The 14,144-nt window shown below is 68.2% G+C and carries 13 protein-coding genes; 5 read left to right on the plus strand and 8 right to left on the minus strand.

The features are described 5' to 3' along the window. Positions 1 to 102 precede the first annotated feature (102 nt). Entirely contained in the window at positions 103 to 888 is a 786-nt protein-coding gene (locus AC5592_RS29600; protein ID WP_063012399.1) for an IclR family transcriptional regulator, read from the plus strand. On the opposite strand, the gene AC5592_RS29605 is transcribed toward AC5592_RS29600, so the two are convergent. From AC5592_RS29605 to AC5592_RS29615, 3 genes are read right to left on the minus strand one after another with little or no spacing between them, the layout of a single operon-like run. Then, positions 885 to 1,592: a hypothetical protein gene (locus AC5592_RS29605; protein ID WP_063066104.1), complete on the minus strand. Its 708-nt coding sequence runs from the start codon at positions 1,590 to 1,592 to the stop codon at positions 885 to 887. The two genes, AC5592_RS29600 and AC5592_RS29605, sit on opposite strands and share 4 nt — an antisense overlap. A 45-nt stretch (positions 1,593 to 1,637) precedes the next feature. Further along, on the minus strand, positions 1,638 to 2,261 hold the full coding sequence (locus AC5592_RS29610; RefSeq protein WP_063066105.1) for an isochorismatase family protein: 624 nt from the start codon (positions 2,259 to 2,261) through the stop codon (positions 1,638 to 1,640). 11 nt (positions 2,262 to 2,272) lie between these two features. Beyond that, positions 2,273 to 3,484 carry a CaiB/BaiF CoA transferase family protein gene (locus tag AC5592_RS29615; protein WP_063066106.1) on the minus strand — a complete coding sequence of 404 codons (1,212 nt, stop codon included), beginning with the start codon at positions 3,482 to 3,484 and terminating at the stop codon, positions 2,273 to 2,275. 70 nt (positions 3,485 to 3,554) lie between these two features. Between AC5592_RS29615 and AC5592_RS29620 the strand changes: the two genes are divergently transcribed. Beyond that, positions 3,555 to 4,508, plus strand: a complete 954-nt coding sequence (locus tag AC5592_RS29620; protein WP_063012391.1) for a hydroxymethylglutaryl-CoA lyase — start codon at positions 3,555 to 3,557, stop codon at positions 4,506 to 4,508. Between the two features lie 48 nt (positions 4,509 to 4,556). Here AC5592_RS29620 and AC5592_RS29625 read toward each other — a convergent pair whose 3' ends face one another. From AC5592_RS29625 to AC5592_RS29635, 3 genes are read right to left on the minus strand one after another with little or no spacing between them, the layout of a single operon-like run. Continuing rightward, positions 4,557 to 5,987: an MmgE/PrpD family protein gene (locus tag AC5592_RS29625; RefSeq protein WP_063066107.1), complete on the minus strand. Its 1,431-nt coding sequence runs from the start codon at positions 5,985 to 5,987 to the stop codon at positions 4,557 to 4,559. Beyond that, positions 5,984 to 6,802, minus strand: coding sequence for a cyclase family protein (locus AC5592_RS29630; RefSeq protein WP_063066108.1), 819 nt, complete (start codon positions 6,800 to 6,802; stop codon positions 5,984 to 5,986). The genes AC5592_RS29625 and AC5592_RS29630 overlap by 4 nt, the downstream gene beginning before the upstream one ends. After that, complete coding sequence (locus AC5592_RS29635) at positions 6,799 to 7,986, minus strand: CaiB/BaiF CoA transferase family protein (RefSeq protein WP_036510494.1); 1,188 nt, start codon at positions 7,984 to 7,986, stop codon at positions 6,799 to 6,801. Before AC5592_RS29635 ends, AC5592_RS29630 begins: the two co-directional genes overlap by 4 nt. A 138-nt stretch (positions 7,987 to 8,124) precedes the next feature. Here AC5592_RS29635 and AC5592_RS29640 point away from each other — a divergent pair, with 138 nt between their 5' ends. The 3 genes from AC5592_RS29640 to AC5592_RS29650 all read left to right on the plus strand — a co-directional run bounded on the left by AC5592_RS29640 (position 8,125) and on the right by AC5592_RS29650 (position 11,179). Continuing rightward, complete coding sequence (locus tag AC5592_RS29640; RefSeq protein WP_063066109.1) at positions 8,125 to 9,588, plus strand: dihydroorotase; 1,464 nt, start codon at positions 8,125 to 8,127, stop codon at positions 9,586 to 9,588. 54 nt (positions 9,589 to 9,642) lie between these two features. Continuing rightward, complete coding sequence (locus tag AC5592_RS29645) at positions 9,643 to 10,194, plus strand: dihydrofolate reductase family protein (RefSeq protein WP_036510502.1); 552 nt, start codon at positions 9,643 to 9,645, stop codon at positions 10,192 to 10,194. Positions 10,195 to 10,327: 133 nt separating this feature from the next. Then, positions 10,328 to 11,179, plus strand: a complete 852-nt coding sequence (locus tag AC5592_RS29650) for an SDR family oxidoreductase (protein WP_036510506.1) — start codon at positions 10,328 to 10,330, stop codon at positions 11,177 to 11,179. Between the two features lie 12 nt (positions 11,180 to 11,191). Here the strand turns inward: AC5592_RS29650 and AC5592_RS29655 are convergent, their stop codons facing one another. After that, entirely contained in the window at positions 11,192 to 12,550 is a 1,359-nt protein-coding gene (locus AC5592_RS29655; protein ID WP_063066110.1) for a flavin monoamine oxidase family protein, read from the minus strand. 159 nt (positions 12,551 to 12,709) lie between these two features. Beyond that, positions 12,710 to 14,086, minus strand: coding sequence for an MFS transporter (locus tag AC5592_RS29660; protein WP_063066111.1), 1,377 nt, complete (start codon positions 14,084 to 14,086; stop codon positions 12,710 to 12,712). Positions 14,087 to 14,144: the final 58 nt, after the last annotated feature.

The following is a 14,144-nucleotide window of genomic DNA, read 5'->3' on the forward strand; positions in this document are numbered from 1 at the left end:
AAACGCTGTAACGCACAAGGTAACGCCATGGACCTGGTCGCGCAAGGGGAACGAATGGGGATGGTGTTTCCCATGGGGAAATCCGCCGCCTAGACTAGCCGGGTGACCGTTACCGAATCCGACAGTCAGAGCCGGTCCATCGCCGCGGTCGAACGCGCTATGGACGTGCTGCTGCTCTTCGGCCGCAGCGGCCGGCCCGATCTCGGCGTCACCGAGATCGCCAACGAACTCGGCATCACCAAGGCCGCTGTCCACCGCATTCTCACCGCGCTGCGCAGCCGCGACCTGATCACGCTGGAGCCGACCACCCGCCGCTACGCGCTCGGGCATGCCGCGATGGCGCTGGGGCGGGCGTATCTGGCACGCACCGATCTGCGGGTGATGGCCGGTCCGGAGTTGCGGCGGCTGGCGACGCTGACGGGGGAGACCGCGACCCTGTCCATTCGGCGCGGTGACACGCGCATGTACGTGGACCAGGTGGTGCCGGATCAGGAATTGCGAATGGAAGTGGCGCTGGGACAGCCGTATCCGTTGCATGCCGGCAGCTCCTCGAAGGTGATTCTGGCGCATCTGCGCAAGCAGGAGATCGACGACTATCTCGAACGGCACGAGTTGACCGCGCTCACCGACGCCACGGTGACTTCGCAGCGCAAACTGCGTGCCGAGCTGACCGCGATCCGCAAACGCGGCTACGCGGTATCGCTGGGGGAGCGGCAGGTCGGCGCGGCATCGATCGCCGCGCCGATTCTCGACCACGACGGCGGGGTGGTGGCGGCCATCAGTGTGTGCGGGCCACTGTCGCGCTTCGAGCCGCGCATGGACGAGTGCGTGCCGATGCTGCTCAAGGCATCCGGGGCGCTCTCGACCCAATTGGGCTATTCGGGTTAGAGATTCGCGCCCGGTTTGAACACCCCGAGCGCCGCGGCCCCCAGGACACTGCCCCAGATCACCCAGACATACGGCAGGCAGCCGTTCACGCTACGGCGCAGCACCGACTCGAAGCCCGGGCTCGAACCCTCGGACTGGAGCCGGCCGAAGGCGGGACCGAAGGGGCGCAACGTCATTCGGATTCCGAGGCCCGCGGCCACGGCGGCGGTGTAGAGCAGGATCTTCCCGCCCAGCCATCGGGGATCGGTGGTGACGCCGAACGGATCCTCGGCGGCCAGGGTGTAGACCCCGGCGACGGCCGCCGCGGCGATCACCGCGATCCGGATGGTCAGATCGGCGCGATGGACGACGACGATCCGGCCGTGAGTGCGGTGGGCGGTGATCGCCAGCGCCAGCCATCCTGCCGCGAACAACCAGACCAGCACCACGAACCACCACGGAAACAGGGCGATTCCGAACAGGGTGGCCCCGTGTGGATCCAGCGCCATGAGGGTGATGCCGCTCGGCAGGAACAGGATCAGGCAGATCTTCGGCCCCAGATCGAGACCGCTCATGATGGCCAGGGCGGTGGCGCGGGCCGTAGGGGTGCGTTCGGGATCGATGACGAAGCGGCTGGAGTAGAAGACGCCGAGATCACCGCCCAGCCAGAAGACGAACAGCACCAGATGCAGCAGGATCCACCAGCCGTGCGGATGCGGGCCCATAGCGTTCCTCACGATCGAGTCGAAAAGTGATGTGACAGTGCATGTTCAGCGCGCGTCGAGTACCGACAGGGCGCCGGCGAGGTCGACGACGTCGGCGTACTTGGCATCCAGATCGAGCAGATTGGCCTCGTGCAGGCGCGGATCGCGATCACCGCAGGCATCGGCGACCACCAGCGGACGGAAGCCGTGCTGCAGCGCATCGGTGGCAGTGGCGCGCACACAGCCGCTGGTGGTCAGGCCGGTGATCACGACGGTGTCCACGCGCTGCGCGGTGAGGGTCGCCGCCAGCGAGGTGCCGTGGAAGGCACTCGCATACTGTTTGGTGACGACCACCTCACCGGGTTCCGGTGCCGGGGTGTCGAGGAATGCGCCGAGTGGATTACCTTCCTCGAAGACGTCGAGCGCCGGCACTTTCCGGCGGAACAGGCCGCCGTCCGCGCTGCCGGGGCGATAGTGCACGCGGGTGAAGATGACGGGGTGTGCGGCGGCGCGAGCGTGCGTGACCACCCGGTCCGCGGCCGCCACGGCCGCTTCCACCGGTGCGCGCAGCGGTGAGCCGTCGGTCAGGTACGCCGCGCAGATGTCGACGACCAGCACGGCGGGCCGCTCGCCCGCGCCGAGGCGGGCGGCGAATCCGTGCCGGCGATAGTCCTCGGCGAGGTCGGACATGGGACAACCCTTCAGACGATGCCGTTTTCGGCCAGCCGGCTCAGTTCGTCCGGGCCGATGCCGAGCAGCCGCTCGTATACCTCGGCAGTGTGCTCACCCAGTTCGGGCCCGGTATGGCGCACGCTGCCCGGAGTTTCGCTCAGTTTCGGAAAGACGTTCTGCATGGGAATCTCGCCGAGCTCGGGATGAGCCAGGCGCACGATCGCCTCGCGGGCGGCGAAATGTGGATCAACGAACATGTCGCGGGCGGTGTAGATGGGTCCGGCGGGCACGCCGGCGGCGTGCAGGCGGTCCAGAAGGTCGTTCGTCGGCAGTGTGCGGGTCCACTCGCCGATGATGTCGTCGAGCTCGGCCATGTTCTCCCCGCGCGTCGAATGCGTGGCGAACCGTTCTGTCGTCGCGAGCTCGGGGCGGCCCATGACCTTCACCAGCCGCCCGAACACCGTGTCCTGATTGGCCGCGATGAGGACGAGATCATCGCCGGCGGCGGGATACACATTGCTCGGAGCCACATTGGGCAGCACCGCACCGGTGCGTTCGCGTTGGTACTGCGTGATATCCCATTCGGGCAGCAGCGATTCCATCATCGCCAGCACCGCCTCGTAGATCGCGGAATCCACCAGCTGACCGTGTCCGGTGCGCTCCCGGTGGTGCAGTGCGGCCAGCGTGCCGATGGTCGCGAAGACCGCGGCCAGGGAATCGCCGAGGGAGATACCGGTTCTGGCGGGCGGATGACCGGGATCGCCGGTGGTGTAACGGATTCCGCCCATCGCCTCGCCGATGGAACCGTATCCGGCGCGCGGTGCGTAGGGGCCGGTCTGTCCGTAGCCGGTGACCCGGGTGAGGATCAGTCCGGGATTGCCGGCGCGCAGGGTCTCGAAGTCCAGGCCCCACCGCTCGAGGGTGCCGGGGCGGAAATTCTCGACGACGATATCGGCCTGCGCGATGAGATCGCGGGCCAGCTTCTGTCCCTGCGCCGTGCGCAGATCGCAGGTCACCGACTTCTTGTTGCGCGCCACTACCGGCCACCACAGCGATCGGCCGTAGGGCTTCTCCCGGCCCCACTCCCGCATCGGATCGCCGCGGCCCGGAGATTCGAGTTTGATCACCTCGGCCCCGAAATCGCCCAGTAGCTGACCGCAGAACGGGCCCGCCAGCAACTGTCCCATTTCGATGACCCGCAGGTCGGCCAGCGGACCCGCCGCGGCGTGATGGTCTGGCATCGGGCCAACTCCGTTCTGTCGCAGCGCCGCGGGAGGAATCCGGCCGCGCGGTCCCGTGAGAATGGATACAATGTATCCCGTAGCGAAACACTCGGCAAGATCAGGAAACGGAGGAGCCGTGGAGATCACGCTGGTCGACGTCGCGCCGCGGGACGGATTGCAGAACGAGCCGGAGCCGATCGCGACGGCTGACAAGATCGAGCTCGTTCGCCGATCGGTCGATGCCGGACTGCGCCGGATCGAGGCCGTGAGTTTCGTGCATCCCGACCGGGTGCCCCGCATGGCCGACGCCGAAGCGGTGCTGGCCGGTGTACCGCGCGACGACGAAACCTCCTATGCCGGGCTGATTTTCAACGACCGTGGACTCGACCGTGCCCTCGCCGCAGGCGTCGACGAGATCAATGTGGTGGTGGTCGCGACCGATACCTTCAGCCGTCGCAACCAGGGCTGCGACACGGAGGATGGCATTGCCCGCTGGGCGCGGTTGGCGGCCCGCGCCGCCGAGGCCGGACTGTGGCGCACCGTCACCATCGCGGCCGCCTTCGGCTGTCCGTTCGAAGGGGAGGTGCCGGAGTCACGCGTGCTCGACCTCGTCTCCCGAGTCGCCGAATCCCGCCCCGACGAAATCGCGCTGGCCGACACCATCGGCGTCGGCACCCCGGACCGCGTGCGACGCCTGGTCTCCGGCGTGCGCCGCCGGGCGCCCGGGGCCGTGGCTCGCTGCCATTTTCACAACACTCGAAACACCGGCTACGCCAATGCGATAGCGGCGCTCGATGCCGGCGTGCAAGTTCTCGACGCCAGCACCGGCGGTATCGGCGGTTGCCCCTTCGCTCCCGCCGCCACCGGCAACATCGCCACCGAGGATCTGCTGTACACCCTCGACCGCATGGGCGTCACCACCGGCGTCCGCATCGAGACGGTCATCGAGACGGCGAACTGGCTCGGCGGGGTCTTGGGCGCGCCGGTGCCGGCCCTGCTCGGCCGAGCCGGAGTCTTCCCCGGCGCACCCGCGGCGTCCTGAGCGGAGTGCTCGAGAACAACGGGGATCTGGCCGGCGCCACAACGGCGTTCATTGGGCCCCCTGCGCCGACCCGATCGTGCGCAGGGGTTCCAGCAGCGGGTCGAGGGTCGCGGCTCCAGCCAGGTTGAAGGCGGTTTCGCTGAGGATGTCCGCTGCCACGGGGGAGAGCGCTCGCTCGGTGTTGAGCCGGAATTTGAGGGCCAATTCCTCCGGGGTGAGCGGATTGCCGGGGCCTCCCCGGTTGGATTCGACGCGTTCGGTGAGGGTGCGGCCGTCGTGCAGGCGCGCGGTGAGGACCGCGGGGAACTGCGTGGGAAAGATGTCGTCGCTGCGGAGATCGGGAACGCAGCGCACCCGAGCGGCCAGGTCCAGGCGGTCGGGGTCGCGGGCGGCGGTGTCGGTGAAATCCTCATGGAACACCCCGAGTCCACCGCCGCCGGTGAGGGCCGCCGCGACGGTGTAATGCCCGGAAAAGGCGGCGTGATAACCGGATTCGGGACGAGACTTCAGTTCCGGTGGATAGCCGATGGTGCGCAATGCCGCCGCGGGTGCGCCCAATTCCAGTTCCGCGATGTCCTCGGGCCGCACACCCTGCGCGCGCAGGCGCAGTGCCGCGTCGATGCCGGCATGGGTGAAGTGATTGCAGGGGTAGGGCTTGAAGCACACCTCGGGCAGCCGCCACCGGTCGCCGAGCCCGTCGACCAGTGCGGCGGGATCGGCCTGATCGCCGCAGAAGGCGTGCAGCAGACCGAATCTGCCCTCGAAGACCGTCGGGGGGCCGGTGAGCCCGGCGCGTGCCAGCCCCGCCGCGGCCACCGCGGCATGTGCCGCCCATCCACAGTGCACGCGCTTGACGGTGCCACCGGTGCGATTGGCCTCCAGCAGACCCGAGCCCATACTCGCCGCGATCGCCATGGCATGGGCGATGCCGTCCGCCTCGAGACCGGACAGCATCGCCGCGGCCGCCGCACCCCCGACGGCGCCGCAGATGGCGGTCGCATGCAATCCGCGTTCGAAGAACACCGAATTGCGCAGCGTCGCATCGTATCCGGCCATTCCGGCTCGCACCGTGATCTCGATTCCCACGGCCACCGCGTCGAGCAGGGCGGCTCCGCTCGCGTCGCGGGATTCGGCGACCGCGAGCGCCGCGGGTACCACCGACGCCGACGGATGCAGCACCGACGGCAGGTGGGTGTCGTCGAAATCCAGAGCGTGCGCGAGCGTGCCACCCAGCAGTGCGACGCTGGGCGCCGGATATCCGCCCTCCAGTCCGAGCGCGGTCGCACCGGTGTGGCCACCCCACTCGGTGATCACCGCGCGCACCGCCACCGCGGGCGGGGTGTCCAACGCCGCAATGCTGTTACCGAGCACATCCAGCACTCGGCGCGACGTATCGGCGCGCAATTCGGCTCCGACTCCGGTGACTCGCGCGGCCGCGGCGAAGTCGGCGAGCCGGGCGAGAATCGTCTGTTCGGTCATCGGCTCACCGCCGCGAGCGGGCGCACCGGTGATCCGGTGCCGCCGACAATGCGCAACGGTGCCGCCAAGAAGACGAATTCCGGAAGCTTCTCGGCGGCAAGCTCTTCCAGGGCCAGATGCTCCATGATGTAGATCCCCGACTCCACCAGCAGCACCCGGTGTACCGGCAGCACCCTGTGCCCCGCGCCCGGCCGGACGCATTCGTAGGCGGTGGTGTCGCAGCCGGTGGCCACCACCCCGCGGCCCGCCAGCCAGCGCGCCGCCTCGACCCCCACGCCCGGCACACCGGTGGCCGCACCGAGGTAGGCGTCGCCTTCATCGAACAATCGCGACCATCCCGTCCGGATCAGCGCGACGTCGCCCGGCTGCGGTTCCGATCCGGTCGCTTTCGCCGCCCGCCGCAGATCCTCGACCGTGATCTCGTACCCGCCCGGCAGCGTCGGCACCCCGTGCAGGGAAGCCACGTCGAGCAGCACCCCGCGCCGCAGCAGTCCCGGCAGGTTCTCCGCCCCGAGTTCGTGGAAGAGACCGCCGCGCTGTGCCTGTGCGGCATCCACCCCGCCGTGCAGCAATCCGTCGTGGCTGACGTGGCTGAGCGCATCGATATGCGTCCCGACATGCCCACCGGTGACGATGATCTCGTTGGCGGCCGAACCACCGTCGGGGCGCGTCATGTCACCGTGGCGGCGGATGAGGGTCATGCGGAAACCGGGGTGATTCGGTGAACACGGCATCCCGGTGAAGAACGGCTGGCCCAGTTCGATCAGTCGCACTCCGCCGGAGACCGCCGCCGTCAACGGATCCCGCGCGCTCATCGGATCACCCCCGCTGTACGCAGCCGGGCCAGGTGCGCCTCGCCGACCCCGTAGGAGCCCAGGACCTCCTCGGTATGTGCCCCCAGCGGGGGGCCGGTCCAGCGGATGCGGCCAGGGGTGTCGGAGAGCCGGAACAGCACGTTCTGCATCCGCAGCGCACCGAGTTCCGGATCATCGAGGGTGATGATCGATCCCAGCGCGCGGAACTGCGGGTCGGCGAGGATGTCGGCGGCGGTGTAGATCGGGGCGACCGCCGCCTCGGCCTTCTCGAACGCGCGCACCACCTCATCGGTGTCGCGGTGGGAAATCCATTCCCCGACAGCGGCATCCAGCTCGTCGGCGTGCGCGGCGCGGCCGGTGCCGGTGGCGAACCACGGCTGCTCGATGTAGTCGGGCCGTTCGACCAGGCGCATCACTCGTTCGGCGATCGATTGCGCGCTGGTCGACACCGCGACCCAGCCACCGTCGGCGGTGCGATAGGTATTGCGTGGCGCGTTGTTGGTGGAACGGTTGCCGGTGCGCGGCGCCATCTCCCCGAGCTGATCGTAGGCGAGGATGTGCGGGCCGAGCAGGGTGAGGATCGGCTCGATGATGGCCAGATCGATCTGCTGGCCGCGACCGTCGCGATCGCGGGCCCGCAGTGCGGACATGATCGCGAAAGACGCGGCGAGAGCGGCGATCCCATCGGCCAAGCCGAAGGGCGGCAGCGTGGGTGGGCCGTCGGGTTCGCCGGTCATCGCCGCGAAACCGCTCATCGCCTCCGCCAGGGTGCCGAATCCGGGCCGGCGAGCATACGGCCCCACCTGCCCGAACCCGGTCACCCGCGCCAGGACGAGACCCGGATTGTGTTCCCGCAGTGCGGAATAGCCCAATCCCCACCGTTCCAGGGTGCCGGGCCGGAAGTTCTCGATCACCACGTCGGCGTCGGAGGCCATCCGCCGGAACAACTCCTGCCCCTCGGCCGACCCGAGATACAAGGTCACCGACTTCTTTCCGCGCCCCAGCATCTTCCACCACAGACCGACACCGTCGCGCTGCGCGCCGTGCCCGCGCACCGGATCGCCATCCGGATGTTCGATCTTGATCACCTCGGCTCCGAAGTCGGCGAGCAGCGTCGCCGCGAGTGGGCCCGCGAACAGCGTCGCCGCATCGATGACCCGGATTCCCGACAGTGGTCCCGCCATGACTGAACTCCTCATCGACCAAACGTTTCTCAGAGCGAAACATGCGCAAGCCGCTGTACCGATTGACTACCTGCGAATAGTACTGCGATGATCGCTTCGTTGGTAAGAGTGTTTCGCAGGACGAAACTGGAGAAGGTTGTGGCGGAGATCGAGCTGCTGATCCGGAATGCCCGCGTGGTTCACCCCGATGGCGACGCGGAGGTGCCGGAGCCCGTGGATATCGCCGTCGCCGGAGGAGTGGTCCGCCTTATCGCCCGCGACATCGCGGCCGGGCCGGCGACCGAAGTCGTCGATGCCCGCGGACTGCTGGCGTTTCCGGGGGTGGTCGACGCGCATCAGCACTGGGGCATCTATTCCGACCTGGCCGCGGACACCGAATCAGAGAGCCGGGCGTGTGCGCAGGGCGGGGTGACGACGTCGTTGAGCTATCTGCGCACCGGCCGCTACTATCTCAACCGCGGCGGCCCCTACCGCGACTTCGTCCCCGAGGCGCTCGACCGCATGTCCGGACGCTCGTATGTCGATTTCGGTGTCCACCTGGCGCCGATGACCCGGGAGCACATCGGCGAAATCCCCACGCTGGTCGAGGATTTCGGTATCACGTCGTTCAAGATCTTCATGTTCTACGGTGGTCACGGCTTGCACGGACGCTCCGGCGACCAATCCGAATTCCTGATGATCGGCCCGGACGAACGCTACGACCTGGCGCATTTCGAATTCGTCATGCGCGGGCTCGCCGAGGCCCGGGAACGCTACGGCGATGTCGTCACGCTGTCGCTGCACTGCGAAACCGCCGAAATCATGGCCGCCTACACCGAACTCGTCGAACGCGAGGGCACGCTCAGCGGGCTGCGCGCCTACAGCGCCTCCCGCCCGCCCCATTCGGAAGGACTGGCCATCACGATGGCCGCCTACCTCGCCCACGAAACCGGTTTCCCCAATATCAACCTGCTGCATCTGTCATCGGCGAAAGCGGTAGATGCCGCGTTGCGGATGGCGAAGGCGTTTCCGCACATCGACTTTCGGCGCGAGGTGACCATCGGGCATCTGCTCGCCGACGTCGACACCGCAGACGGTATCGGCGGCAAGGTGAATCCGCCCCTGCGCGAACGTCGCGACGTCGAGGCGCTGTGGCAGCATCTGCTGGCCGGCGATATCGACTGGGTGGTCAGCGATCACGCCTGCTGCCGCGACGAACAGAAGTTCGCCACCGACCGCGCCGACGTCTTCGGCGCCAAATCCGGATTCGGCGGTGCCGAGTACCTCCTGCCCGGCCTGGTGAGCGAGGGAACCAAACGCGGATTGCCCCTGGCCCGGGTCGCGGCCCTCACTGCCACCGAACCCGCCCGTCGCTACGGCCTCACGCGCAAGGGGCGCATCGCACCCGGCTACGACGCCGACGTCGCCCTCGTCGACCTCGGCGCCCGCTGGACCGTCCACGCCGAATCCTCCGAATCAGCCCAGGAATATACGCCTTTCGAAGGATTCGACATGTCTGCCCGCGTCACCGACGTTTTCCTGCGCGGTCGGCGAATACTGCGTGACGGAGCAGTCTGCGGACCGCCGCGCGGTGAGTACCTGCGTCGCGCGGCCCTACCGTGATATCTGCTCGACATTCGCCGATGAATTTCGGGCGCGCACGACGTCTGTCCCGTTATGAGGAGACTGAGCTACGGGATCAGCATGTCCCTGGACGGTTACATCAACGACCGCGACGGCAGCATCGACTGGTCCCATCCGGACGACGAGTTGCACCAGTTTCACAACGACCGGTATCGGGACATCGAGATGTCGCTGCACGGTCGTCGCCTGTACGAGCTGATGGCCGATTACTGGCCGCATGTGCCCGAGGACGCGCCGCCGATCCAGCGTGAATTCGGCAGGTTGTGGACGGAGAAGCCGAAGGTCGTCTTCTCGCGGACACTGACCGAGGTGCACTGGAACAGCACGCTGGTCAGCGAGAACGCCGTGGAGGAGGTGCGCAGGCTCAAGGCCGAGGGCGACGGCGTCATGGAGGTCGGCGGCGCGAGTCTCGCGGCCTCGCTGATTCCGCACGGGCTCATCGACGAGTATCAAGTGTTCGTCCTGCCCGTGGTGCTCGGCGGCGGTACACCGATGTTTCCCCTGCTGGACAAGCGTATTCCGCTCCGGTTGGCGGAGACGAGGCATTTCGACACGGCGGTGATGCTGCGCTACATCCTCGACTGAGGTCGGGTCCGGTTCGAGGCGTCGCCATTGTGCACGTGCTCCGACTCGGGCACAGTTCGGTGCGGCGGTGACGGGGTCGTCCACCGCCGGTTGGGATCGTTCGAGGCTCGGGTAGCGGAAAGCAGGCGATGCGGTGGGTGTGTACGTGGTGACCGGGGCGGCGTCCGGAATGGGACGGGCCGCGGCGGAGAAGTTGCGCGAGCGGGGCCATACGGTGGTCGGGGTCGATCTGCGGGACGCACAGGTGGTGGCGGATCTGTCGACTCCGGCCGGGCGCCGCACCGCGATCGACGGTGTGCTCGCACAGGTGGACGGGCATCTCGACGGCGCGATCCTGGCGGCGGGGGTGGGCCCGGCGCCCGGTGCGGACCGGCCGCGGCTGATCTTCGAGGTGAACTATCGCGGCGTCGTCGACCTGCTCGACGGCTGGCGCTCGGCGCTGGCGCGCGCGGACGAGGCGAAAGTCGTTGTGTTCGGCAGCAATTCGACGACCACCACGCCGCTGGTGCCGCGCCGGGCGATTCGAGCGCTGCTGGCGGGTGACACCGAGAAGGCGCTGCGAGCGTTGCGGATCTTCGGCAGGAATGCGCCGTCGATCGCGTACGGGACGTCGAAGATCGCGGTGAGTCACTGGGTGCGCCGCCAGGCGACGACCGCGCAGTGGGCCGGGGCGGGAATCCGGCTCAACGCCCTGGCGCCCGGCGCGGTGCTGACGCCGCTGCTGGAGAAGCAGCTCGCGACTGCGGCCGAGGCCAAGAATATCGAGCGTTTCCCGGTTCCGATCGGCGGATTCGGCGATCCGGGCGACCTGGCCGAGTGGGCGGTGTTCATGCTGTCGCCGGCGGCGCGTTTCCTGTGCGGCAGTATCGTTTTCGTCGACGGCGGCAGCGACGCCTACTTCCGTGCCGGCGATTGGCCGCGCGCTGTCCCGCTGCGCAAGCTGCCCGGGTATCTGTGGCGATTCTTCGGCTCGGGACCGCGCTGAACGCTTCGGCCCTCAGACCGCGGCGAGTTCGTGTCGCAGTACCTCGCTCGCGGCGCGTTCCCCCGAGCGAACCGCTCCGTCGACCCACCCGCACATCACGGCCGAGCTCTCGGTTCCGGCCCAGTGGATCCGTCCGCACGGTTCGCGCAGCGCACGGCCGAACCCGGTGAGCACCCCGGTCGGGAGGTGACTGAGCATTCCGCCGCCGGAATAGCGTTCGGCACTCCAGTCCTGCTCGACGTAGTCGACCGGGGAACCGGCTCTGTTCCCGAACCGGGCGACCAGCTCACGCACGATCGCGGTCCTGCGTTCGCTGGCGTCGAGCCGGCCGATCCGTCGTGCGGTGGGCCCCTCCGTGATGACGCACAGCACTCCGGGGCGCGCGGTATCGGTGCAGGCGTCGATGGTGACGGTGGCCGGTGACCCCGGCGCGGCCGACTGACCGGACAATCCGTCGTACCGCCAGAACGGCTCGTCGTAGACGACGGAGGTTTTGATGATCGAGCCACTCGGCACGCGCTGATGCAGCAACGAGCGATCGACCGGCAGCATCGGCTCGTACCGGATCTGCCCGGCGACCGCGAGCGGGACGGCGACGATCGCCCGAGGAGCGCGCAGCGTCGACGCTCCGGCGTGCACGGTCACCCCGGACTCGTCCTGCTCGATGCCGTGCACCGGATGCGACAGGTGAATGGAGTCGCCGACCTGGTCGGCCATCGCACCGTAGATCGCGCCCATGCCGCCCACGGGCCGCGAGTCCTGGGCGCCGCCGCGGACGCTGAACATGAAGTTCGGCCCGCCCCCGGACGCCATCTGATACAGCGCGAACAGCATGGACACTTCCGAGGCGGCGGAGGTATAGCTGCCCGCGATGGCGGTCTCGAGCAGATCGTGGGCGGTCTTCGACCGGATGCGAGTCAGCCACTGCGCCACCGTGATCCGATCCCATTTCTCGGCCTTGCGGGCATCCCACGGCGCCTCGAGCGGGATCGACTTGCACAGGTAGGCGAGCTCGGCGAAGCCGGCGCCGAGGTTGATGGCGGCCCACGGACTCATCGTCCACGGGATCGTGCCGGTGTAGCGGTACTGCTCGCCGTCGACGACCATCATCGCCTCGCCGTCGGTGTACTGCCGGTAGCTCCCGATCCCGAATTCGGCCATCAGGGCACGGATGCGGTCCTGTCCGGGCCCGATCCAGGCGCCGCCGCGGTCGATCCAGCAGCCGTCCGTGCGCACCTCGGTGAACGTGCGCCCGCCGAGCCGGTCGCGTGCTTCGAGCAGCGCCACCGATCGACCCGCCTGTTTCAGTCGCAGCGCGGCGGTCAATCCGGCGAATCCGCCACCGATCACGCAACAGTCCACGTCTGTCATCGAGAGCCGCCTTCGTGTCGACGTTCTCCGGGCCACTGTCGGGCCACGGCACGGCTCGCATCCACGATTTCGTCGCTACGAACCACTTCGGTCGGATCGACATCTCAGGTGGGCAATTTTATAGCAAACTTCGAGGGTGGCAGACCGGAAATCCGGTGGCTATCCCTGTCGGCCGGTCGAGACGGCTGCCGGGGAGCCGGCGCGGGGAACGAGCGCGACGCGCCTGCCCGAGATCTGTAACCGCAGACCGGCGGCACGGGCGAGGACGACACCGATCAGCGCCGCCGATGCCGCCGAGACCGCCCCGCAGGCGAACAGCCCGAACCGGGGGCCGAATTCCTCGGTGAGCCATCCGACGATCGGGCCGCCGATAGGGGTGCCGCCGGTGAAGACCATCATGTACAGCGACATCACCCGCCCCCGCATGGTGGGGTCGGTCTCCAGTTGCACCATCGAATTACCGGACGTGTTGAAGGTGAGTCCGAGCAGACCCACCACCGCGAGCAGGACGGTGAAGAGCCAGAAGTCCGGCGCGAAGGCGGTGACCGCCTCGAGTGCGCCGAAGCCGACCGCGGTGGCGACCAGCGTGCGCATCCGAACCCGCCCGCGGCGGCTGGCCAGCAGCGCACCCGCGAGCGAACCCACGGCCAGTGCGGTGTTGAGCAGCCCGTACTTACCGGCGTCGACATCGAAGACGTGATAGGCGAAGCCCGACAGCACGGTGGGGAAGTTGTAGCCGAAGGTGCCGATGAAGCCCACCATGACGATCGGCCAGAGCAGTTGCGGATGTGCTCTCACATAGCGGAGACCGTCGCGCAGTTGACCTTTCCGCCGAGGCAGGCGCGGCACCGGTGTCAGCTCCGACGGTCGCATGGCCAGCAGACCGGCGATCACGGCGGCGAAGGAGCAGGCGTTGATCGCGAAGGCCCAGCCGGACCCGACGGCGGCGATCAACGCTCCGGCGACCGCCGGCCCGACCAGTCGCGCGGCCTGGAAATTCGCGGAGTTCAGGCTGACGGCATTGCGCAGTCGCTGCCGGCCGACGATTTCCGGGACGAACGACTGGCGGGTCGGGTTGTCGACCACGGTCACCATGCCCAGCAGCAGCGCCAGCAGGTAGACGTGCCACACCTCGACCGTGCCGGTCAGTGTCAGGACCGCGAGTACCGCGGCGAGCACGCCCATGGTGGCCTGGGTGAGGACCAGAAGCCCCCGCTTGGGAAAGCGGTCGGCGATGACGCCGCCGTAGAGACCGAACAGCAGCATCGGCAGGAACTGCATGGCAGTGGTGATGCCGACGGCGAACGAGCTACCGGTGAGGCCGAGCACCAGCCAGTCCTGCGCGATCCGCTGCATCCAGGTGCCGGTATTCGAAACCACCTGGCCCGCAAAGTAATAGCGATAGTTCGGGACGGTGAGGGAGGCGAACATCCCGCCCGTGCGTTCCGGCGGTGCCGGTGGTGGTGCGGGCAGATCGGGCGGAAGCGAATCGGGGGCGGTGGTGGTCTGGAAGTCGTCGGTGCGGGTCGCGGTCAAAACTGCCTTTCCTGCGTTCAGCTCCTTGTTCGGTGAAGAGCAACGTTCGGTTGCCTCG

This window comes from Nocardia violaceofusca NBRC 14427 (genome assembly GCF_963869435.1).
Classification (GTDB): domain Bacteria; phylum Actinomycetota; class Actinomycetes; order Mycobacteriales; family Mycobacteriaceae; genus Nocardia; species Nocardia aobensis.

Coding starts and splice junctions, on each gene's coding strand:
- AC5592_RS29625 (WP_063066107.1), bottom strand. CDS start 5,987: ATGACCGAACAGACGATTCTCGCCCGGCTCGCCGACTTCGCCGCGGCC.
- AC5592_RS29630 (WP_063066108.1), bottom strand. CDS start 6,802: ATGAGCGCGCGGGATCCGTTGACGGCGGCGGTCTCCGGCGGAGTGCGA.
- AC5592_RS29645 (WP_036510502.1), top strand. CDS start 9,643: ATGAGGAGACTGAGCTACGGGATCAGCATGTCCCTGGACGGTTACATC.
- AC5592_RS29605 (WP_063066104.1), bottom strand. CDS start 1,592: ATGGGCCCGCATCCGCACGGCTGGTGGATCCTGCTGCATCTGGTGCTG.
- AC5592_RS29620 (WP_063012391.1), top strand. CDS start 3,555: ATGTATCCCGTAGCGAAACACTCGGCAAGATCAGGAAACGGAGGAGCC.
- AC5592_RS29610 (WP_063066105.1), bottom strand. CDS start 2,261: ATGTCCGACCTCGCCGAGGACTATCGCCGGCACGGATTCGCCGCCCGC.
- AC5592_RS29635 (WP_036510494.1), bottom strand. CDS start 7,986: ATGGCGGGACCACTGTCGGGAATCCGGGTCATCGATGCGGCGACGCTG.
- AC5592_RS29655 (WP_063066110.1), bottom strand. CDS start 12,550: ATGACAGACGTGGACTGTTGCGTGATCGGTGGCGGATTCGCCGGATTG.
- AC5592_RS29615 (WP_063066106.1), bottom strand. CDS start 3,484: ATGCCAGACCATCACGCCGCGGCGGGTCCGCTGGCCGACCTGCGGGTC.